The following is a 21,089-nucleotide window of genomic DNA, read 5'->3' as shown; positions in this document are numbered from 1 at the left end:
TCGGGGTCTTAGGGCGGGCGCAGGGAAGGGTAGAATGGGGCGATATGCTTAGGGGCGAGGACATCGGGATTGACCTGGGGACGGCCAGCGTCCTCATCTACGTGCGGGGTAAGGGGATCGTCCTGCGGGAACCCTCCGTGATCGCGGTGGTGCAGGGCAAAAGGGAGGTGAAGGCGGTGGGGGCGGAGGCCTACCGCATGCTGGGCCGCACCCCGGGGAACATCGTGGCCGTGCGGCCCCTCAAGGACGGGGTCATCGCTGACTACGCCCTTACCGAGCGCATGCTCCTCCTCTTTCTCCAGAAGGTGCTCTCCCCCATGAGCCGCTTCTTCAAGCCCCGGGTCATGGTGGGGGTGCCCTCTGGGGTCACGGACGTGGAGCGGCGGGCGGTGGTGCAGGCGGTCTCCGCCCTGGCCCAGAAGGTCTACCTCATTGAGGAGCCCCTGGCGGCGGCCATCGGGGCGGGCATTCACGTGGCCGAGCCCACGGGGAGCATGGTGGTGGACATCGGGGGCGGCTCCACGGACATCGCCGTCATCTCCTTAGGGGGCATCGTCCGCTCGGAAAGCCTAAGGATCGCCGGCAACGAGATGGACCAGGCCATCATCCGCTACGTGCGGCAGAAGTACAACCTCCTCATCGGCGAGCGCACCGCCGAGGAGCTCAAGATCCAGCTTGGCCGGGCCAAGGTCCTCCCTGGGGAGGAGAAGGAGGTGGCCGAGGTGCGGGGCCGGGACCTCCTCACCGGCCTCCCCCGCACCGCAGAGATCCCGGCGGAGGACGTGGCCGAGGCCCTGAAAGAGCCCCTGGACAAGATCTTCCAGGGGGTAAAGGGGGTGCTGGAGACCACTCCCCCGGAGCTGGCCGCGGACATCTACGAACGGGGCATCCTCCTTACCGGGGGTGGGGCGCTCCTCAAGAACCTGGACCTCGCCCTGCAGGAGGCCACCGGGGTCCCGGTGGTGGTGGCGGAGAACCCCATTGAGGCCGTGGCCCTGGGCACGGGCAAGGCCCTGGAGATGCTCCACGTCCTGGAGGACACCATCCTGTCCTCGGACGATGTCCTGAAGAGGTGAGGCCCTTGGAGATCGGGGAGATCCTCAAGTTCCTTCCCCACCGCTACCCCTTCCTCCTGGTGGACCGGGTCTTGGAGGCGGACGCCAAGCGCTTCCGGGCCCTGAAAAACGTCACCTTCAACGAGCCCCACTTCCAGGGGCACTTTCCCGGCTACCCCATCATGCCGGGGGTCCTGATCCTCGAGGCCATGGCCCAAGCGGCGGTGGGCACCCTGGCCCAGCAGCCCGGGCTCACCCCGGGGAGGCTGGTCTTCCTGGTGGGGGTGGAGGAGGCCCGCTTCAAAAAGCCGGTGGTTCCCGGGGACACCCTGATCCTCGAGGGGGAGCTCCTCTTCTTCCGCAGGGGATTGGGCAAGGTGGCGGCGCGGGCCCTGGTGGGGGAGGAGGAACGGGCGAGCGCCACCTTGAGCTTCGCCGTGCAGGGGGGGTGATGGCGGACCTTTGGGGCTACCTCAAGCGGGCGCGGGGGGGGAGGGTGGTCCAGACGGGCTTTCTGGACCCCGAGGACCAGGCGCTCCTGGAGGCCAAGGCCCGGGAGGAGGGCCTGAAGGTGGCCTTCTTCGGGGGGTTTCCCTTGGCGGAGCGCAAGGTGGCGGTCCTCCACCCCCCCGAGGTGCCGGGCGTGCAGGACCCCGTGGGGGTCTACCTCCTGGAGAAGGAGCCCCCGGACCTCGGCGAGGCCATGGGGGACGTGGAGGCCTGGGAAGGGGGGTACCTGGTGGCCCTCCTTCCCCAGGGTAGGAAGGCCCTGGAGGAGGCGGGGTTCGCCCTCCTTCCTCCCCCGGAAGGGGCCCTGCGCCAGGCCAGGGAGCGGGTGCGCACCCTGGTGGTCCCCTCCTTGCGGGTGGACGCGGTGGGGGCCAGGGGCTTCGGGGTTTCCCGGAGCTACTTCGCCCAAGGGGTCAAGGCGGGGAAGGTGCGCCTTCGGGGCAAGGTGGCCTCCCCCAAGGAGGAGATGGCCCCTGGGGACCTGCTCCTCGCCGAGGGGCTTGGGGCCTTGAGGCTCCTCGAGGTCCTTGGCAAAACGGTGCGGGGCAACTATAAAATCAGGGTGGAGGTGGAACGCTAAGGGGTCGCTGGTTGCCAGGCTTGACGGGATGAGGGTAGGCCGGTTAGGCTAGGGTTTGTGCTCTTTGGTCGGGCCAAGGGAGCACGGTAAGAGCCAGCCGCCGCAAGGGGGCACCCCTTGCGGAAGAACCCTGTTAGCTTACCTCGGGCGGCCCGCTCTCCCACAGAGGTGACGCATGGAGATCCGGCGGTTCGGTCGCATCCGAGAGGTTATTCCCCTGCCCCCCCTTACGGAAATCCAGGTAGAGTCCTACAGGAAGGCGCTCCAAGCGGATGTTCCCCCCGAGAGCCGGGAGAACGTGGGCATCCAGGCGGCCTTCCGCGAAACCTTCCCCATTGAGGAGGGGGATAAGGGCAAGGGCGGCCTGGTCCTGGACTTCCTGGAGTACCGCATCGGCGAGCCCCCCTTCTCCCAGGACGAGTGCCGGGAGAAGGACCTCACCTACCAGGCGCCCCTTTACGCCCGGCTTCAGCTCATCCACAAGGACACGGGCCTTATCAAGGAGGACGAGGTCTTCCTGGGGTACATCCCCCTCATGACCGAGGACGGCTCCTTCATCGTGAACGGGGCCGACCGGGTCATCGTCTCCCAGATCCACCGCTCCCCCGGCGTCTACTTCACCCCCGACCCCGCCCGTCCGGGCCGCTACATCGCCAGCATCATCCCCCTGCCCAAGCGGGGGCCCTGGATTGACCTCGAGGTGGAGCCCAACGGGGTCGTGACCATGAAGGTCAACAAGCGCAAGTTCCCCCTGGTCCTCCTCCTCCGCGTCCTGGGTTACGACCAGGAGGCCCTCTTGCGCGAGCTTTCGGCCTACGGGGAATGGGTGCAGGGCCTTCTGGACGAGTCCGTGCTCGCCATGCGTCCGGAGGAGGCCATGGTGCGCCTCTTCACCCTCCTGCGCCCCGGGGACCCCCCCAAGAAGGACAAGGCCCTGGCCTACCTCTTCGGCCTCCTGGCCGACCCCAAGCGCTACGACCTGGGGGAGGCGGGGCGCTACAAGGCGGAGGAGAAGCTGGGCATCGGCCTTTCCGGCCGCACCCTGATCCGCTTTGAGGACGGGGAGTTCAAGGACGAGATCTTCCTGCCCACCCTGCGCTACCTCTTCGCCCTCACCGCCGGGGCGCCCGGGTACGAGGCGGACGACATTGACCACCTGGGCAACCGCCGCATCCGCACCGTGGGCGAGCTCATGGCCGACCAGTTCCGGGTGGGGCTAAGCCGCCTCGCCCGCGGGGTGCGGGAGCGCATGGTCATGGGCTCCCCCGACACCCTGACCCCGGCCAAGCTGGTGAATAGCCGCCCCTTGGAGGCCGCCCTCCGGGAGTTCTTCGGCCGGAGCCAGCTTTCCCAGTTCAAGGACGAGACCAACCCCCTCTCCTCCCTGCGCCACAAGCGGCGCATCTCCGCTCTGGGCCCCGGGGGCCTCACCCGGGAGCGGGCGGGTTTTGACGTGCGCGACGTGCACCGCACCCATTACGGGCGCATCTGCCCCGTGGAGACCCCGGAGGGCGCCAACATCGGCCTCATCACCTCCTTGGCCGCCTACGCCCGGGTGGACGAGCTGGGCTTCATCCGCACTCCCTACCGCCGGGTGAGGGGAGGGGTGGTCACCGACGAGGTGGTCTACATGACGGCCACGGAGGAGGACCGGTACACCATCGCCCAGGCCAACACCCCCCTCGAGGGCGACCGCATCGCCACCGACCGGGTGGTGGCCAGGCGCAAGGGGGAGCCCGTGATCGTCTCCCCGGAGGAGGTGGAGTTCATGGACGTTTCCCCCAAGCAGGTCTTCTCCGTGAACACCAACCTCATCCCCTTCCTGGAGCACGACGACGCCAACCGGGCCCTCATGGGCTCCAACATGCAGACCCAGGCCGTGCCCCTCATCCGGGCCCAGGCCCCGGTGGTCATGACGGGCCTCGAGGAGCGGGTGGTGCGGGACTCCCTGGCCGCCCTCTACGCCGAGGAGGACGGGGAGGTGGTGAAGGTGGACGGCGCCCGCATCGCCGTCCGCTATGAGGGGGGCCGCCTGGTGGAGTACCCCTTGCGCCGCTTTGTCCGCTCCAACCAGGGCACCGCCCTGGACCAACGCCCCCGGGTGCAGGTGGGCCAGCGGGTGCGCAAAGGGGACCTCCTGGCGGACGGCCCGGCCTCCGAGGGGGGCTTTTTGGCCCTGGGGCAGAACGTCCTGGTGGCCATCATGCCCTTTGACGGGTACAACTTTGAGGACGCCATCGTCATCAGCGAGGAGCTCCTAAAGCGGGACTTCTACACCTCCATCCATATTGAGCGCTACGAGATTGAGGCCCGGGACACCAAGCTGGGCCCCGAGCGCATCACCCGGGACATCCCCCACCTCTCCGAGGCCGCCCTGCGCGACCTGGACGAGGAGGGCATCGTGCGCCTCGGGGCCGAGGTGAAGGCCGGGGACATCCTGGTGGGCCGCACCAGCTTCAAGGGGGAGCAGGAGCCCTCCCCCGAGGAGCGCCTCCTCCGCTCCATCTTCGGGGAGAAGGCCAAGGACGTGAAGGACACCTCCCTGCGCGTCCCCCCGGGGGAGGGGGGGATCGTGGTGGGCCGCCTGCGCCTCCGGCGGGGCGACCCGGGGGTGGAGCTCAAGCCCGGGGTGCGGGAGGTGGTGCGGGTCTTCGTGGCCCAGAAGCGCAAGCTCCAGGTGGGGGATAAGCTGGCCAACCGCCACGGGAACAAAGGGGTGGTGGCCAAGATCCTCCCCGTGGAGGACATGCCCCACCTGCCCGACGGCACCCCCGTGGACGTGATCCTGAACCCCTTGGGCGTGCCGAGCCGCATGAACCTGGGCCAGATCCTGGAAACCCACCTGGGCCTGGCGGGGTACTTCCTTGCCCAGCGCTACGTCTCCCCCGTCTTTGACGGGGCCACGGAGCCCGAGGTCAAGGCCCTCCTGGCCGAGGCCTTTGACCTCTACTTCCACCGGCGCCTGAGCGAGGGCTTCGGCGTGGACAAGCGGGAGAAGGAGGTGCTGGCGCGGGCGGAGAAGCTCGGCCTCGTCACCCCGGGCAAGCCCCCCGAGGAGCAGCTTCGGGAGCTCTTCGTCCAGGGCAAGGTGGTCCTCTACGACGGGCGCTCGGGCGAGCCCATAGAGGGGCCCATCGTGGTGGGGCAGATGTTCATCATGAAGCTCTACCACATGGTGGAGGACAAGATGCACGCCCGCTCCACGGGCCCCTACTCCCTCATCACCCAGCAGCCCCTGGGAGGCAAGGCCCAGTTCGGGGGCCAGCGGTTTGGGGAGATGGAGGTCTGGGCCCTCGAGGCCTACGGGGCGGCCCACACCCTGCAGGAGATGCTCACCCTCAAGTCCGACGACATTGAGGGCAGAAACGCCGCCTACGAGGCCATCATCAAGGGCGAGGACGTGCCCGAGCCCAGCGTGCCCGAGTCCTTCCGCGTCTTGGTGAAAGAGCTTCAGGCCCTGGCCCTGGACGTCCAGACCCTGGACGAGAAGGACAGCCCCGTGGACATCTTTGAGGGCTTGGCCTCCAAGAGGTAAGCCCCGGCTTCGGAGGAAAGATGAGGAAGGAAGTCCGCAAGGTTCGTATCGCCCTGGCCTCCCCGGAGAGGATCCGCTCCTGGAGCTACGGGGAGGTGGAGAAGCCCGAGACCATCAACTACCGCACCCTGAAGCCCGAACGGGACGGCCTCTTTGACGAGCGCATCTTCGGCCCCATCAAGGACTTTGAGTGCGCCTGCGGCAAGTACAAGCGCCAGCGCTTTGAGGGCAAGGTGTGCGAGCGGTGCGGGGTGGAGGTGACCAAGAGCATTGTCCGCCGCTACCGCATGGGCCACATTGAGCTCGCCACCCCCGCGGCCCACATCTGGTTCGTCAAGGACGTCCCCTCCAAGATCGGCACCCTCCTGGACCTCTCCGCCACGGAGCTGGAGCAGGTGCTCTACTTCAACAAGTACATCGTCTTAGACCCTAAGGGGGCGGTCTTGAACGGCGTCCCCGTGGAGAAGCGCCAGCTCCTCACCGATGAGGAGTACCGGGAGCTCCGCTACGGCAAGCAGGAGACCTACCCCCTGCCCCCCGGGGTGGACGCCCTGGTGAAGGACGGGGAGGAGGTGGCGAAGGGCCAGGAGCTCGCCCCCGGGCTGGTGAGCCGCATGGACGGGGTGGCTCTCTACCGCTTTCCCCGCCGGGTGCGGGTGGACTACCTGAGGCGGGAGCGGGCCGCCTTGCGCCTCCCCCTCGAGGCCTGGGTGGAGAAGGAGGGCTACAGGCCCGGCGAGGTGCTGGCCGAGCTTCCCGAGCCCTACCTCTTCCGCGCGGAGGAGGGCGGGGTGGTGGAGCTGAAGGAGCTTCCCGAGGGCCATCTCCTCTACCTGCGCCAGGAGGAGGCGGTGGTGGCCCGCTACTTCCTCCCCGTGGGCCTGACGCCTTTGGTGGTCCAGGGGGAGATCGTGGAGAGGGGCCAGCCCCTGGCGGAGGGCAAGGGGCTCCTGCGCCTGCCCCGGAACATGGCCGCCAAGGAGGTGGAGGCGGAGGAGGAAGGGGAGACGGTCCACCTCACCCTCTTCCTGGAGTGGACCGAGCCCAAGGACTACCGGGTGGCCCCCCACATGAACGTCATCGTGCCCGAGGGGGGCAGGGTCCAGGCGGGGGACAAGATCGTGGCCGCCATAGACCCCGAGGAGGAGGTGGTGGCCGAGGCCGAAGGGGTGGTTCACCTGCACGAGCCCGCCAGCATCCTGGTGGTCAAGGCCCGGGTCTACCCCTTTGAGGACGACGTGGAGGTCTCCACCGGGGACCGGGTGGCCCCTGGGGATGCGCTGGCGGACGGCGGCAGGGTCAAGAGCGAGATCTACGGCCGGGTGGAGGTGGACCTCATCCGCAACGTGGTGCGGGTGGTGGAGTCCTACGACATAGATGCCCGCATGGGGGCCGAGGCCATCCAGCAGCTCCTACGGGAGCTGGACCTGGAGAAGCTGGAGAGGGAGCTTTTGGAGGAGATGAAGCACCCCTCCCGGGCCCGGCGGGCCAAGGCCAGGAAGCGCCTCGAGGTGGTGCGGGCCTTCCTGGACTCCGGCAACCGCCCGGAGTGGATGGTCCTGGAGGCCGTCCCCGTCCTGCCCCCGGACCTCCGCCCCATGGTCCAGGTGGACGGGGGGCGCTTCGCCACGAGCGACCTCAACGACCTCTACCGCCGCCTCATCAACCGCAACAACCGCCTGAAGAAGCTGCTGGCCCAGGGGGCCCCGGAGATCATCATCCGCAACGAGAAGCGCATGCTCCAGGAGGCGGTGGACGCGGTGATTGACAACGGCCGCCGGGGAAGCCCCGTGACCAACCCCGGCTCCGAGCGCCCCTTGCGTAGCCTCACCGACATCCTCTCCGGCAAGCAGGGCCGCTTCCGCCAGAACCTCCTGGGCAAGCGGGTGGACTACTCGGGCCGAAGCGTGATCGTGGTGGGGCCCCAGCTCAAGCTCCACCAGTGCGGCCTGCCCAAGCGCATGGCCCTGGAGCTCTTCAAGCCCTTCCTCATCAAGCGGATGGAGGAGAAGGGCATCGCCCCCAACGTCAAGGCGGCCAGGCGCATGCTGGAGCGCCAGCGGGACATCAAGGACGAGGTGTGGGACGCCCTCGAGGAGGTGATCCACGGCAAGGTGGTCCTCCTAAACCGCGCCCCCACCCTGCACCGCCTGGGCATCCAGGCCTTCCAGCCCGTTTTGGTGGAGGGGCAGTCCATCCAGCTCCACCCCCTGGTCTGCGAGGCCTTCAACGCCGACTTTGACGGGGACCAGATGGCCGTCCACGTGCCCCTCTCCTCCTTCGCCCAGGCGGAGGCCCGCATCCAGATGCTCTCCGCCCACAACCTCCTCTCCCCCGCCTCGGGCGAGCCCCTGGCCAAGCCCAGCCGGGACATCATCCTGGGGCTTTACTACATCACCCAGGTGCGGCGGGAGAAGAAGGGGGCGGGCCGGGAGTTCGCCTCCCCCGAGGAGGCCCTCGAGGCCTACGGGCGGGGCGAGGTGGCCCTGAACGCCCCCATCCGGGTGGCCGGCCGGGAGACCAGCGTGGGCCGCCTGAAGTTCGTCTTCGCCAACCCCGACGAGGCCCTCCTGGCGGTGGCCCACGGGCTTTTGGACCTCCAGGACGTGGTCACCGTGCGCTACCTGGGTAGGCGCCTGGAGACGAGCCCGGGCCGCATCCTCTTCGCCCGCATCGTGGGCGAGGCCGTGGGGGACGAGAAGGTGGCCCAGGAGCTCATCCAGATGGACGTGCCCCAGGAGAAGAACTCCCTCAAGGACCTCGTCTACCACGCCTTCCTCCGCCTGGGGGTGGAGAAGACCGCCCGCCTTCTGGACGCCCTCAAGTACTACGGCTTTGCCCTCTCCACCACCAGCGGCATCACCATCGGCATTGACGACGCGGTCATCCCCCCCGAGAAGCAGAGGTACCTGGAGGAGGCCGACCGGAAGCTCCGGCAGATTGAGCAGGCCTACGAGATGGGCTTCCTCACCGACCGCGAGCGGTACGACCAGGTGATCCAGCTTTGGACGGAGACCACGGAGAAGGTTACCCAGGCGGTCTTCCGGAACTTTGAGGAGAACTACCCCTTCAACCCCCTCTACGTCATGGCCCAGTCCGGGGCCCGGGGCAACCCGCAGCAGATCCGCCAGCTCTGCGGCATGCGGGGCCTGATGCAGAAACCCTCCGGCGAGACCTTTGAGGTGCCCGTGCGCTCCTCCTTCCGCGAGGGGCTTACCGTCTTGGAGTACTTCATCAGTAGCCACGGGGCCCGTAAGGGCGGAGCGGACACGGCGCTCCGCACCGCCGACTCCGGCTACCTTACCCGGAAGCTGGTGGACGTGGCCCACGAGATCGTGGTGCGGGAGGCGGACTGCGGCACCACCAACTACATCTCCATCCCCCTCTTCCAGCCCGACGAGGTGACCCGTACACAGCGCCTCAGGAAGCGCTCGGACATTGAATCTGGCCTCTACGGGCGGGTGCTGGCCCGGGAGGTGGGGGTCCTGGGGCGGAGGCTGGAGGAGGGCCGCTACCTCACCATGGAGGACGTCGCCCTCCTCCTCAAGGCCGCCGAGGCGGGGGAGATCCAAGAGGTGCCCGTGCGGAGCCCCCTCACCTGCCAGACCCGCTACGGGGTGTGCCAGAAGTGCTACGGCTACGACCTCTCCATGGCCCGGCCCGTCTCCATCGGGGAGGCGGTGGGGATCATCGCCGCCCAGTCCATCGGGGAGCCCGGGACCCAGCTCACCATGCGCACCTTCCACACCGGGGGGGTGGCGGGGGCGGCGGACATCACCCAGGGTCTCCCCCGGGTGATTGAGCTCTTTGAGGCCCGCCGTCCCAAGGCCAAGGCGGTCATCTCCGAGATCGACGGGGTGGTGCGCCTCGAGGAGGGCGAGGACCGGCTCTCCCTCTTCGTGGAGTCCGAGGGCTTCTCCAAGGAGTACAAGCTCCCCAAGGATGCCCGCCTTCTCGTGAAGGACGGGGACTACGTGGAGGCGGGCCAGCCCCTGACCCGCGGGGCCGTGGACCCCCACCAGCTCCTGGAGGCCAAGGGCCCCGAGGCGGTGGAGCGTTACCTCGTGGACGAGATCCAAAAGGTCTACCGGGCCCAGGGCGTGAAGCTCCACGACAAGCACATTGAGATCGTGGTCCGGCAGATGCTCAAGTACGTGGAGGTCACCGACCCTGGGGACAGCCGCCTCCTCGAGGGCCAGGTCCTGGAGAAGTGGGACGTGGAGGCCCTGAACGAGCGCCTCCTCGCCGAGGGCAAGGTGCCCGTGGCCTGGAAGCCTCTCCTCATGGGGGTCACCAAGAGCGCCCTCTCCACCAAGAGCTGGCTCTCCGCCGCCAGCTTCCAGAACACCACCCACGTCCTCACCGAGGCGGCCATCGCCGGGAAGAAGGACGAGCTCATCGGCCTCAAGGAGAACGTCATCCTGGGCCGCCTCATCCCGGCGGGTACCGGCTCGGACTTCGTCCGCTTCACCCAGGTGGTGGACCAGAAGACCTTACGGGCCATTGAGGAGGCGCGGAAGGAGGCGGTGGAGGCCAAGGAGGCCCCCGCCCGCCGCCCCGCGCGCCGGGAGCAGCCGGGGAAGGGGGTCTAGCGCCCCTCCGCCATGCTCGCCAGGGTGTACGGCGCCTTTCGCCAGGTGGGGGAGGACCTCTTCCGCCAGGGCCTCATCTCCGCCACCGCGGGGAACTTCTCCGTGCGGACCAAGGAGGGCTTCCTCATCACCAAAAGCGGGGTGCAGAAGGCCCACCTCACCCCGGAGGACCTCCTGGAGGTGCCCCTTTTCGGGCCCATCCCTCAAGGGGCCAGCGTGGAGAGCGTGGTCCACCGGGAGGTCTACCGCAGCACGGAGGCCCGGGCCCTGGTCCACGCCCATCCCCGGGTGGCCGTGGCCCTCAGCCTTTCCCTGGAGCGCCTCCTTCCCCTGGACCTCGAGGGCCAGCTCTACCTGAAGGAGGTGCCCGTCCTCTCCCCAAAGACGCGTTCTGCCACGGAGGAGGCGGCCTTGAGCGTGGCCGAGGCCCTGAAGCACCACCGGGCCTGCCTCATAAGGGGGCATGGGGCCTTCGCCACAGGCCTCAAGGAGAAGCCTGAGGAGGCCCTTCTGGAGGCCTTTAGCCTCCTCACCACCCTGGAGGAAAGCGCCCAGATCCTCCTCTATCACCGTCTCTGGCAAGGGGCCGGGGAGCGCGGCTCGGGAGGCGCGGGATGAGGGTGCTTTTTGTGGAAGGCAAGGACCGGGAGGCCCTGGAGGCTTTGGCCCGGGGCCTGCCCCACCCCTACTGGCTTCTGGAGGGGGAGGGGGTTAGCCTCCTCCAGGTCTTCGGGGCCTCGGCGGAGGCGGAGGCCCAGGCCCGGGAAGTGCCGGGGGTTCGGGTCTGGACCTTCCGGCTCCAGGATGGGGTAGTGTATAGGGGATGCGGGAGGAAATCGGCTACATCCCCGTAGGGGAGGCGGAACTCTACGTGGAGGACGTGGGGGATATCCATGCCCCCGTCCTCCTCGTCCTCCACGGGGGGCCTGGGGGGAACGCCTATGCCCTTCGGGAAGGCCTCCAGGAGTACCTCGAGGGCTTCCGGGTGGTCTACTTTGACCAGCGGGGCTCCGGGCGGAGCCTCGAGCTTCCCGAGGACCCCAGGCTCTTCACCGTGGACGCCCTGGCCGAGGACACCCTGCGCCTGGCCGAGGCCCTGGGGATAGACCGCTTCGCCCTGCTCGCCCACGGCTTTGGGGCGGTGGTCGCCCTGGAGGTCCTGCGCCGCTACCCCGGGGCGGAAGGGGCGCTCCTCCTCGCCCCCTGGGTCAACTTTCCCTGGCTGGCCGCCCGCCTGGCCGAGGCCGCAGGGCTATGCCCCCTGGGGGACCCCGAGGCCGACCTCAGGGCCGCCCTGGAGAAGGCGGACCCCAAGGCCCTCTTTGACCGCCTCATGTTTCCGAGCCCAAGGAGCCGCCTGGAGTACGAGTGGGTGGTGGAGGGCTCGGGGGTGGTGGGGCCGGAGGCCCCGGCTCGGGCCTTCCTGCGAAACGGCCTCTGGCACCTGGACTACACCCCCTACCTCTCCCCGGGCCGGAAGCCCCTGGCGGTGGTGGTGGGGGAGAGGGACGGCACCAGCTACCCCCACGCCGAGGAGGTGGCCGAGCGCCTCCGGGCCCCCATCCACGTGGTTCCCGGGGCCGGGCACTTCCCTTGGTGGGACCAGCCCGAGGCCTTTGAAAGGGCCTTCCGCGAGGCCCTGGGGGTGCTCCGCGTGCTACACTAGAGGCGTCACCGGGGGTGCCCCAAAGGGGCTGAGAGATACCCTTGGAACCTGATCCGGGTAATGCCGGCGTAGGGAAGGTGACCGAGGCCCCTCCCGGTGACAAGGAGGGGTTTTATGGTTAGAGCGCTGGCGCTCCTCGTCTTTTTGGCCCTGGCCTGGGGCCAGGAGGTCACGGTCCTCACCCACGAGAGCTTTTCCCTGGACAAGGGGCTCATCGCCCGGTTTGAACGGGAAACGGGCCTCAAGCTCCGCTTCCTGAAGGCGGGGGACGCGGGGGAGACCCTGAACCGGGCCATCCTCACCAAAGGGGCCCCCATCGCCGACGTGCTCTACGGCTTTGACAACACCTTCCTCTCCCGGGCCCTGGAGGCGGACATCCTCCTCCCCTACCGCAGCCCGGAGGTCCGGAACCTCAAGGCCACCCTGCTCCTGGACCCCACCTTCCGGGCCCTTCCCGTGGACTACGGCTGGGTAAGCCTGAACTACGACCGGGCCTACTTCAAGGACCGCCCCCTGCCCAAGGCGCCCCTGGACCTCGCCCGCCCGGAGTACGCGCGGCTTCTGGTGGTGGAGAACCCCGCCACCAGCTCCCCGGGCCTCGCCTTCCTCATGGCCACGGTGGCCCACTTTGGCGAGGACGGGTACCTGGACTTCTGGGCAAGGCTTCGGGACGGGGGGGTGCGGGTGGCCAAGGGCTGGAGCGAGGCCTACTACACCCACTTCAGCCTCTACAAGGGGGATAGGCCCCTGGTGGTTTCCTACACCACCTCCCCCGCGGCCGAGGTCTACTACTCCGAGGGCAAGTACAAGGAACCCCCCACGGGCAACCTCTTCCCCGAGCTCGCCTTCTTCCAAGTGGAGTTCGTGGGGATCCTGAAGGGCACCAGAAACCTCGAGGGGGCTAAGAAGGTGGTGGACTGGCTCCTCTCCCGGCCCGTGCAGGAGAACATCCCCACGGAGATGTGGGTCTACCCCGCAAGGAAGGACGCCAAGCTCCCCGAGGTCTTCCGCTTCGCCCCCGAGCCCTTGGGAAGCGTGCGCCTGGACCCCAAGGTGGTGGCCCAAAACCGGGAGCGCTGGATTGAGGAGTGGACCAAGGTGGTCCTCCAGGGCCAAAGCCCGGAGGCGGTGCGGCGGGCGAGGCGTTAGGGGGTGGTCCGCCTCGCCCAGGGCTTCCTCCTCCTCTTCCTGGGCTTCGCCCTCTTCTATCCCCTCTTCCGCATCCTGGCCCTGGGGACGGGGTTTGCCCAGGCCCTGGAGAACCCCTACTACCTGGGCCGCTACCTCTTTAGCCTTCGCTACGGCCTCCTCTCCGCCCTCCTCACCCTCGCCTTGGCCCTGCCCTTGGCTTTTTTGTTCCGGCGGCGCTTTCCCTTTAGGGAGGTCCTCCTGGCCCTCAGCACCCTGCCCTTTGTCCTCCCCACCCCGGTGGTGGCCCTGGGCTTTCTGGCCCTCCTCGGTCCCAGGGGGCTTCTCGGGGTGGACCTCTACGGCACGGAGGCCCTCCTCCTGCTGGCGGCGGTTTTCTACAACCTGGGCCTTGCGCTCCGCATCCTCCTCCCCGTGGCCCTCCGCCTCGAGGGGCCCCTGGGGGCGGCCAGGGTGCTGGGGGCCACGCCCGTTCGCGCCCTCCTCCGGGTGGGGCTTCCCCTCCTCCTGCCCGCCTTGGGTTCGGCGGGGCTTCTCGTCTTCCTCTACGCCTTCTCCGCCTTCGGGGTGCCCCTTCTCCTCGGGGGCGGGCGGTACGCCACCCTGGAGGTGGAGGTCTACACCCTCCTGGCCTACCGCCTTGCCTTCCCCGAGGCCAGCGCCCTCATGCTCCTCCAGGTCCTCACCCTGGGCCTGGCCGCCTTCCTCTACCTCCGGATCCCCACCTACCCCCTCGCCCCCGGGGGGCTCCTCCCCAGCCGGAGGCCCTGGCTCCTCGCCCTGGGCTTAGGCCTCCTCTTCCTCTGCCTCTTCGCTCCCCTCCTCGCCCTCTTCCTGGAGGTAAGCCCCCGGGCCCTCGTCCAGGCCTGGGCCTCCCAGGACTTCACCCCCCTCCCCCTGGCCCTGGGGAACAGCCTCCGCTTCACGCTTCTCGCCTTCCTCCTGGCCCTGCCCCTGGGGGTGGCCTACGGGGTGGCCGCGCGGCGTGGGGGGGCTTGGGACCTCCTCGGGCTTTTCCCCCTCATGGTAAGCCCGGTGGCCCTGGGCCTGGGCTACCTCCTGGCCTACCCCTCCTGGAGAGGGTCCTTGGGCCTCCTCCTTTTGGCCTACGCTCTTTTGGCCTACCCCCTCCTGGCCCGGGCCCTCCTGCCCGCCCTGCGGAGCCTCCCCTCAAGCCTCCTCGAGGCGGCGAGGGTCTTGGGGGCGGGCCCCTACCGGGCCTTCCTGAGGGTGGAGCTTCCCCTCCTCCTCCCCGCCCTCCGCTCGGGGTCCGCCCTGGCCCTGGCGGCCATCCTGGGGGAGTTTGGGGCCAGCCTCGTCCTCTGGCGGCCGGAGTGGACCACCCTCCCCCTCGCCGTCTACGAGCGCCTGGGGCGGCCCGGGGAGGGGCCTTACCGCGAGGCCGTGGCCCTGGCCGCCGTCTTGGCCCTGCTTTCTGCCCTCCTCTTCTACCTCCTGGACCGGGGACGGGGGCGGGTGGGCTGATGGCGTTTTGCTTTGGATTTCTGCGCTCCTAAGCTCCAAAAACCTCGTAGGGACTTTCTACCGGGGCCCCCATGCGGGTGGCCTTGCTCCGGGAGGGCCCTTCAATAGAAAGGGGCATCAGGCCTGGCAGTGGGGGCAGAAGTGCGTCCCCCGGCCCGCCACCACCCGCCTGGCGATGGGGGCGCCGCAGGTGGGGCAGGGGAGGCCCGCCCGGCCGTAGACGGCGTGGCGCTCCTGGAAGCTTCCGGGAAGGCCGTCGGGCTGCTGGTAGGTGCGGTCGGAAAGGGTGCTCCCCCCCAGGGCCACCGCTTCGGCGAGGACCTCCCGGATGGCCTGGAAGAGCCTCTGGGCCTCCGCCTCCCCCAGGCTCCTGGCCGGGCGTAAGGGGTTCAGGCGGGCCCGGAAGAGGGCCTCGTCGGCGTAGATGTTCCCCACCCCGGCCACCAGGGTCTGGTCCAGGAGAAGGGCCTTGAGGGGCCGGGCGCTCTGCCTCAGGCCCTGGAGGAAGCCGGGGAAGGTGAAGGCCTCGGAAAGGGGCTCGGGGCCAAGCCTCCTCAGGAGGGGGAGCTCCTCGTAGCGCCCTGCCTCCACCACCAGGATGCGCCCGAAGCGCCGGGGGTCGTGGAAGTAGAGCACCCCCCTTTCCAGGAGGAACTCCGCCCGGGTGTGGGGGGTCTTTTCCAGACGGAAGCCCCCGGTCATCCCCAGGTGGACCACGGCCTCGAGGCCCCCGGAGAGGGAGAGGAGGAGAAACTTGCCCCGCCGTTCTACGCCCTCCACCCGCCTGCCGGCCGCCCGCTCCGTGTGGCGGTAGCGAAGGGGGTCCTGGTGGCGGATCCCTCGGAGACGCTGGCCCAGGAGGAGGGGGAGGAGCCTCCTCCTCGTGGTCTCCACCTCGGGAAGCTCAGGCACGGGGCCTCCTTTGGGCCAGGAAGCGGTAGAGCCCCTCGCCAAGCCCAAAGGGGACGAGGAGAAGAAGAAAGGGGTAAAGGGGCCAAAGGAGAGGGAGCCTCCGGCTTAGGGCCACGAGGGCAGCGTAGCCCCGGTGGGTCCTCCCCCCTTCCAAGACGTGAAGGGCTTTCAGGAGTTCCGCCTGGGGGAGGTCCTGGGCCTCCTGGAGAGGCTCCACCCGGAGGGTCTTCCCCAGATCCAGGGCCTCCAGGGCCCGCCCCAAGGCCCGGCAGTAGGGACAGCCGGCGTCAATCAGCACCCGCATGGGCCTCCACCGGCACCGGCTCGCCCTTTTCGTTCACGGCCACGTAGGTGAGCACTCCCTTGGTGGCCAGCACCCGGCCGTCCTCCTCCCCAAAGCGCTCCTTGTAGACCTCCACCTCCACCGTGAGGGAGGTTCTCCCTACCCGCACCACCCGGGCCACCACCTCCAGGAGGTCCCCGGTGCGGATGGGTACCTTGAACTCCACGCCCGACACCGCCACGGTGACTACGGGCTTCTTGGCCTGGCGGGCCGCGGCGTAGGAGCCCACCTTGTCCATGAGGCTCAGGACGAAGCCGCCGAAGGCCGCCCCCATGGGGTTGGTGTGTTCCGGAAAGACGAGCTCCAGGGTCCGCGCCTCCATATCCCTTTCAGGCTACCCCAGGAGGGCGTCCGTTAGGCGGGCCATCTCCCGGTCCCTTTCCGTGATCCCCCCCGCCGAATGGGTCCACCACTCCACGGTGACCCGCCCCCACTCCACGGTGAGGCGCGGGTGGTGGTTCTCCCTTTCCGCCAGCTCCCCCACCCGGTTGGCGAAGGCCAAGGCCTCCCGGAAGTCCTTGAAGCGGAAGGTTTTGGCGAGGCGCTTGGGGTTTTCCAGGGTCTCCCAGTCCATACCCTCAGGTTAGGGCAAGACCCCCGGGCCGAAGGTGCCCGGGGGAGGGTTTGGTTGCGGGGGCGGGATTTGAACCCGCGACCTTCGGGTTATGAGCCCGACGAGCTACCAGGCTGCTCCACCCCGCGTCGCCATCCCTAAATATAGCGGGGAGAAGGGGATATGTCAAGCACCTTCCCGGGGTTCAGGAGGCCCTCGGGGTCCAGGAGAGTCTTTAGCTTTCGCATCCATTCCAGGGAGTCCCCGTGCTCCTTGGGGAGGAACTTCTTTTTGCGGAGGCCTACCCCGTGCTCCCCGGTGCAGGTGCCCCCGAGGGCCAAAGCCCTCTCCACGAGCCTCTCGGCGTAGGCCTCCGCCTTCGGGTAGTCCTCGGGAAGGATCGGGACCAAGGTGTGGAAGTTCCCGTCCCCCACATGGCCCACCATGCTTCCCTCAAGCCCCATCTCCTGGAGAAGGCCTTGGGCGTACCGCACCATTTCGGCTAGCCGGGAGAGGGGGACGGCGGTGTCGATGATCATGAAGCGGTGGCCGGGGAAGAGGTGGACGAGGGCCCAGTAGGCCTGGTGCCGCGCCTCCCACTGTCTGCGCCGCTCCTCCTCGGTCTTGGCCGCCTCCACCGTAAGCGCCCCTACCTCCTCTACCAGCTCCAAGGCCAAGGCGCTTTCGGCCTCCAGGGCCTCCCGGGTGGAGGCGTGGAACTCTAGGAACAAGGCAGGCTTTTCCGGGAAGTCCGTGGAGAGGTAGCGGTTCAGCGCCTTCAGAGCGAGTTCGTCCAAAAGCTCCAGCCTCGCCACGGGCAGCCCCGTGGCCATGACCCTGTAGCTCGCCTCCGCCGCCTCCTCCACTCCGGGGAAGAAGGCCCTTAGGGTGTGGACGTGCTCAGGGAGGGGGTGGAGCCTTAGGGTGAGGCGGGTGATGACCCCCAGGGTGCCCTCGCTGCCGATGAAAAGGTCCTTGAGGTCGTAGCCCGAGGAGGTCTTGCGCACGCCACGGCCGAGCTCCAGCACCTCGCCGCTTGCCAGGACCACCTGGAGGGCGAGGACGTTGTGCCGCATCCCCCCGTAGCGCACCGTGGTGGTGCCGCTGGCGTTGGTGGCGGCCATCCCGCCCAAGGTGGCGTCCGCCCCCGGGTCCACGGGGAAGAAGAGGCCTGTTCCCTTCAGGGCCTCGTTCAGGGCCTTGCGGGTGAGGCCGGGCTCCACCACGCAGAGGAAATCCTGGGGCTGGACCCTTAGGACCCGGTTCATCCGGCTTAGGTCCAGGCTGATGGCCTCCCGCACCGGGTAGAGGTGGCCCTCGAGGCTCGTCCCCGCCCCGAAGGGGATCACCGCCACGCCCCACTCCCGGGCCCATTGGAGGGCCTTCTGCACGTCTTCCACGCTTTCCGGGTAGACCACGGCCAAGACGGGCTTGGCCTCTGGGTAGCCCTCGTCCTTCCCGTGGCGCAGGCGCTCGCTTTCCGAGAGGTCCACCTGCCCGGGGAAGAGGCGCCTTAGGGCCTCGAGCTTTTCCATGCTCCTGAGTTTACGCCGCCCTTAAAGATGCGCACTTGCGGCCAGAATCCATTCTGGCTGTGCCCCAGTGGCTTCTTGGCTTGCACTTCCTTGAGCATCTCCCTTTTATCCCCTTTACGGGCTAGCCCCAGGGTAGCAGGGGGGAGGTTACGCAGGGTTGCGTGGAAGGGGTTCCGCTTTGGCCTGCTGGGACCCCAACTGCGTCTCCCCGGCCGGCGGGGCCTCGCCACCCGGGCCCGGGCGCTGGGGAGGCGGGGGTGGGCGGCAAGCTCCGGAGGGTCCCCGGTCAGGAGGCGGAGCCTCAGGGAGGTGTCCAGGTAGTAGGGCTTCAAGCCCCTTCCCTCCACGCCTCCTCCCGCGCCCGCCTCTCCGCCTCTTCGCCGGGGAACCCCCGCTTGCCCTTCAGGCGCCCGAGCAGGGCTTCTAGGGGAACCCGGCGCCGGGGGTGGAGGAAGGCCCCTCCTTCCCGGAGCTCAAAGACCACTTCCTCTCCCGGGCGGAGCCCAAGGGCCTCCCGGACCGCCTTGGGAAGGGTGATTTGCCCTTTACTGCTCACCCTGAACTTTACCATTCCCTTTTCACTTTACCACGGCCCCCATTCAGGCGCCAAAAAGCCGCCTTTGCTGGCTAGGCCCCCGCCGAGGGGGGCTTGCCCCTCACCGCCACCCCCTTCCCACCCAAAGGGCGAGGGCGAGGAGGAGCCCTCCGGCCAGGAGGAAGGGGAGGGGGAGGGCCACCCCTGCCCAGGAGGGGGCCTAAGGGGGCGAGCAGGCCCGAAATAAAGGCCACCCCTTCCATGCCCCGGCCCACAAGTTCCTTCGGCACCAGGCTTCTCAGGTAAAGCCCTGCGCCCAGGGCGCGGAAGCGGTCTAGGAGCTCAAAGAGCAGGAGGAGGACGAGGAGGTAGAGAAGGGGCAGGCCCGGGGCGGGGAGAAGGGCGAGGGCCAGGGCGGCCTGGCCGAGGGTGGAAAGGGCCAAAACCCGTTTTCGGTCCAGAAGGGCACCCACCCACAGGCTCGCGAACCCCAAGGCGTAGAGGAGGGTCTGGGGAAGCGTGGCTTCTAAGGGGGTCCTGGCCTTCTCCGCGGCCAAGAGGTACACGGGGAGGTAAAAGAACCCCGCCGCGAAAAGGCGCATGCCTTCCGCAGGGAGCAGAATGGAAAAGGGCGTAAAGTTCCTACACAATGACGCCGCGAACCCCCCAGATTACGCCGTTGATGGGTGAGCAGAGGGCGAGCGCAGGTTCCAGGCGAAGGGCCTCACGTGGACCCGCCGCGTCCGGCCGCCGACCCTGACCTCTTGCACTTGCTTGCATCTACGTTACTCCCTCATGGTTGACCCTTAATTTAGGCCCTTCAAAGCCACTTTCCTGGCTTTCGTACCATTCTCTGGCCGTTATCCCGTAGATTTCCATGTCTTCCCATTGTCCGGATTTCCAAACGGCGGCCCTCCGCTTTCCCTCCCACGTAAACCCGACCCGCTTTAGCAGGCGGATAGAGGCTTCATTAGAACTGAGCACGTTGGCTTCCACGCGGTTTAAATTTAGCCCCTCAAAGGCGTACCGAAGCGCCAGGCGCGCGGCCTCGGTTCCCAAACCTTCACCCCGCCTAGACTCTTCGCCCAGGATTATGGCAAAGAAGGTGGAGCGGTTTCGCCAGTCTATCGGTTGAAGGGCGACCTCGCCCACGATCTCCTCTGTTTCGCGGTAGACCACGGCAAGGACCCTGGCGTGGGGGTTGCTTCGCAATTGCTGGAGCCAGGCCTCCATCTCTTCTAGCGATCTGGGTAAGGGGTCACCGAAGAAGGCGCGTGCGATAACCTCTTCCTTGTACATCCACGCGATGATTTTTGGTAGATGGGCCCGCTGTACCGGATCTAAACGGACTCTTTCCCCCACGAACATTCCTATCCTCCCGGAGCGATGTAGCGGCGCAGGCCTAGCCAAAAGGCTAGGCTTCCCAGGGTGAGGAATCCAAGACCAAATCCCCAAAGCGTGGCGAGACCAGAACCTTCAACAACGGCCCTTGCCGGTAGCGGTCCCAACCAGAAAGCCGGGATCAGGCTGAGAAGGAGCGCCTTGATGGTGGGTTTGTACACACTGGGCGGCCAGGTGGCAAACTGGACGAGCCCAGCGTAGGCCACCGGGAGCAGGTTCTGGACCCTGAGGCCCCAAAGGGACGTGGAGGCCAGGGCGAGGAAGAAGCCCAGAGCCACGAGAGAAGCGCCCACCAAGGCACATAGGGCGTAGAACCAGTTCACGCCGAGTAAGGCCAGAACGCTCAGGGACCAAAGGAGGTCGCCTAGGCCTGTGGGCTGCAGGCGAAGGGAAAGGAGGTAGGGCAAGAGAGGAACGGGAAGCGGAAGGTGGACTTCCAGCTCTCCCGTTTCTGCCAAACGAGCCAGACCCAATACCCCGCCCCAAAGCGCCTGTAGAAGCCCAAAAGCACCAAAGGCCATCGCCCAGGTGAGCACCAGGTCCTCAAAGCGGAATCCCCGGACCTCCGGGAAGCGCAGGAAGAAGAGGTAAAAGACCAAAAGCCAGAGGCTGTTGTTGATCACCCTGGCCAAAACGCTTGCCCAGAAGCCCAGGGGGTCCTGCCATGCTTCTAGAAAACGGCTCCGTAGCAAAAGGGGCCAAGCTCTAAACCACCGGGACCAAGCCTCCATTTACACCTCCCCCCTTTCCGACAAAGCGGCCAGGGCTCGAGGGAAAAGGTAGGCCAGAAGCCCTAGGAAGACCAGGATCCAAACGAGGGTACCCAGAAGCCAAGCCGGTTCGCCCCCGGCGGCCACCCGGGCCGGCAAGTAGAAGGTCGCGGCTAGGGGCTGGAGTAGGAGGAGCGCTCCACTCCCGGGCCAAAACTCCAAGGGCAGCACCACGGCTCCCCCTAGGAGCCGTAACATCTCCAGAAGAACTCCAAGGGCCATGGGGGAGATAGACCGAAAGGTCAGCAAGGCAAAGGTGAGTTCCAATAGGAAGTTTAGGATGAGGCCCAAGGTTAGGGCCGGAAGGCTCCAAAGGCTTAGAGAGGCGGGTAGTCCCAGAGCCCAAATGACCGCACCGCCCACGGCGACCACCCAGGGGACCTGGAGGAGGGCGGTGGCCAGGTAGCGCTGAAAGCGAAGGAGGACAAAGGGGTACGGAAGGGCCAAGCGTAGGGCCAACTCTCCCAT

The 21,089-nt window shown here is 67.9% G+C and carries 20 protein-coding genes, 1 tRNA gene and 1 riboswitch; of the genes, 10 read left to right on the top strand and 11 right to left on the bottom strand.

All coding sequences use genetic code 11. From position 1 onward, the window contains the following. Window positions 1–44: 44 nt before the first annotated feature. The 10 genes from H531_RS0109320 to H531_RS0109275 all read left to right on the top strand — a co-directional run bounded on the left by H531_RS0109320 (window position 45) and on the right by H531_RS0109275 (window position 14,572). Window positions 45–1,076 (top strand): rod shape-determining protein, encoded by a 1,032-nt coding sequence (locus tag H531_RS0109320; RefSeq protein ID WP_022799081.1) that lies wholly within the window; start codon window positions 45–47, stop codon window positions 1,074–1,076. Between the two features lie 5 nt (window positions 1,077–1,081). Beyond that, window positions 1,082–1,507, top strand: coding sequence for a 3-hydroxyacyl-ACP dehydratase FabZ (fabZ, locus tag H531_RS0109315; protein ID WP_028490774.1), 426 nt, complete (start codon window positions 1,082–1,084; stop codon window positions 1,505–1,507). Further along, the gene (locus tag H531_RS0109310) at window positions 1,507–2,145 is read left to right on the top strand and encodes an RNA-binding protein (RefSeq protein ID WP_022799079.1); all 639 of its coding nucleotides are present in this window, start codon (window positions 1,507–1,509) and stop codon (window positions 2,143–2,145) included. The genes fabZ and H531_RS0109310 overlap by 1 nt, the downstream gene beginning before the upstream one ends. A gap of 175 nt (window positions 2,146–2,320) precedes the next feature. Beyond that, the gene (gene rpoB / locus H531_RS0109305; RefSeq protein WP_022799078.1) at window positions 2,321–5,680 is read left to right on the top strand and encodes a DNA-directed RNA polymerase subunit beta; all 3,360 of its coding nucleotides are present in this window, start codon (window positions 2,321–2,323) and stop codon (window positions 5,678–5,680) included. A 20-nt stretch (window positions 5,681–5,700) separates the two neighbouring features. Then, window positions 5,701–10,272 (top strand): DNA-directed RNA polymerase subunit beta', encoded by a 4,572-nt coding sequence (gene rpoC, locus H531_RS0109300; RefSeq protein WP_022799077.1) that lies wholly within the window; start codon window positions 5,701–5,703, stop codon window positions 10,270–10,272. A gap of 12 nt (window positions 10,273–10,284) precedes the next feature. Next, window positions 10,285–10,890, top strand: a complete 606-nt coding sequence (locus H531_RS0109295; RefSeq protein WP_022799076.1) for a fuculose-1-phosphate aldolase — start codon at window positions 10,285–10,287, stop codon at window positions 10,888–10,890. Next, a complete protein-coding gene (locus H531_RS0109290) occupies window positions 10,887–11,126 on the top strand; it encodes a hypothetical protein (protein WP_022799075.1) in 240 nt (79 codons plus the stop codon). Before H531_RS0109295 ends, H531_RS0109290 begins: the two co-directional genes overlap by 4 nt. After that, entirely contained in the window at window positions 11,096–11,938 is an 843-nt protein-coding gene (locus tag H531_RS0109285; RefSeq protein WP_022799074.1) for an alpha/beta fold hydrolase, read from the top strand. Before H531_RS0109290 ends, H531_RS0109285 begins: the two co-directional genes overlap by 31 nt. Beyond that, window positions 11,939–12,031: riboswitch (TPP riboswitch) on the top strand. Window positions 12,032–12,052: 21 nt separating this feature from the next. Continuing rightward, window positions 12,053–13,087 (top strand): thiamine ABC transporter substrate-binding protein, encoded by a 1,035-nt coding sequence (locus tag H531_RS0109280; protein ID WP_022799073.1) that lies wholly within the window; start codon window positions 12,053–12,055, stop codon window positions 13,085–13,087. Window positions 13,088–13,090: 3 nt separating this feature from the next. Then, window positions 13,091–14,572 carry an ABC transporter permease gene (locus tag H531_RS0109275; protein WP_022799072.1) on the top strand — a complete coding sequence of 494 codons (1,482 nt, stop codon included), beginning with the start codon at window positions 13,091–13,093 and terminating at the stop codon, window positions 14,570–14,572. A gap of 117 nt (window positions 14,573–14,689) precedes the next feature. Here H531_RS0109275 and H531_RS0109270 read toward each other — a convergent pair whose 3' ends face one another. The 11 genes from H531_RS0109270 to H531_RS0109220 all read right to left on the bottom strand — a co-directional run bounded on the left by H531_RS0109270 (window position 14,690) and on the right by H531_RS0109220 (window position 21,080). After that, window positions 14,690–15,484, bottom strand: a complete 795-nt coding sequence (locus H531_RS0109270) for a DNA-formamidopyrimidine glycosylase (RefSeq protein ID WP_022799071.1) — start codon at window positions 15,482–15,484, stop codon at window positions 14,690–14,692. After that, the gene (locus tag H531_RS0109265) at window positions 15,477–15,788 is read right to left on the bottom strand and encodes a thiol-disulfide oxidoreductase DCC family protein (protein ID WP_022799070.1); all 312 of its coding nucleotides are present in this window, start codon (window positions 15,786–15,788) and stop codon (window positions 15,477–15,479) included. Before H531_RS0109265 ends, H531_RS0109270 begins: the two co-directional genes overlap by 8 nt. Then, window positions 15,772–16,149 carry an acyl-CoA thioesterase gene (locus tag H531_RS0109260; RefSeq protein WP_022799069.1) on the bottom strand — a complete coding sequence of 126 codons (378 nt, stop codon included), beginning with the start codon at window positions 16,147–16,149 and terminating at the stop codon, window positions 15,772–15,774. The genes H531_RS0109265 and H531_RS0109260 overlap by 17 nt, the downstream gene beginning before the upstream one ends. 12 nt (window positions 16,150–16,161) lie before the next feature. Then, a complete protein-coding gene (locus H531_RS0109255) occupies window positions 16,162–16,401 on the bottom strand; it encodes a 4a-hydroxytetrahydrobiopterin dehydratase (protein ID WP_022799068.1) in 240 nt (79 codons plus the stop codon). Between the two features lie 51 nt (window positions 16,402–16,452). Continuing rightward, a tRNA-Met gene (locus H531_RS0109250) sits at window positions 16,453–16,529 on the bottom strand. Between the two features lie 9 nt (window positions 16,530–16,538). Further along, the gene (locus H531_RS0109245; RefSeq protein WP_022799067.1) at window positions 16,539–17,915 is read right to left on the bottom strand and encodes an FAD-binding oxidoreductase; all 1,377 of its coding nucleotides are present in this window, start codon (window positions 17,913–17,915) and stop codon (window positions 16,539–16,541) included. 328 nt (window positions 17,916–18,243) lie between these two features. Beyond that, window positions 18,244–18,486 (bottom strand): AbrB/MazE/SpoVT family DNA-binding domain-containing protein, encoded by a 243-nt coding sequence (locus tag H531_RS0109240; protein WP_022799066.1) that lies wholly within the window; start codon window positions 18,484–18,486, stop codon window positions 18,244–18,246. A 56-nt stretch (window positions 18,487–18,542) separates the two neighbouring features. Further along, entirely contained in the window at window positions 18,543–19,052 is a 510-nt protein-coding gene (locus H531_RS13010) for a hypothetical protein (RefSeq protein WP_051130697.1), read from the bottom strand. A 178-nt stretch (window positions 19,053–19,230) separates the two neighbouring features. After that, window positions 19,231–19,818 (bottom strand): GNAT family N-acetyltransferase, encoded by a 588-nt coding sequence (locus H531_RS0109230; protein ID WP_028490773.1) that lies wholly within the window; start codon window positions 19,816–19,818, stop codon window positions 19,231–19,233. 2 nt (window positions 19,819–19,820) lie between these two features. Then, window positions 19,821–20,582, bottom strand: a complete 762-nt coding sequence (locus H531_RS0109225) for an ABC-2 family transporter protein (protein WP_051130696.1) — start codon at window positions 20,580–20,582, stop codon at window positions 19,821–19,823. Then, entirely contained in the window at window positions 20,583–21,080 is a 498-nt protein-coding gene (locus H531_RS0109220; protein ID WP_245540676.1) for an ABC transporter permease, read from the bottom strand. Window positions 21,081–21,089: the final 9 nt, after the last annotated feature.

Source organism: Thermus islandicus DSM 21543 (assembly GCF_000421625.1).
Taxonomy (GTDB): domain Bacteria; phylum Deinococcota; class Deinococci; order Deinococcales; family Thermaceae; genus Thermus; species Thermus islandicus.
This window is presented reverse-complemented; position numbering and strand designations above follow the sequence as displayed.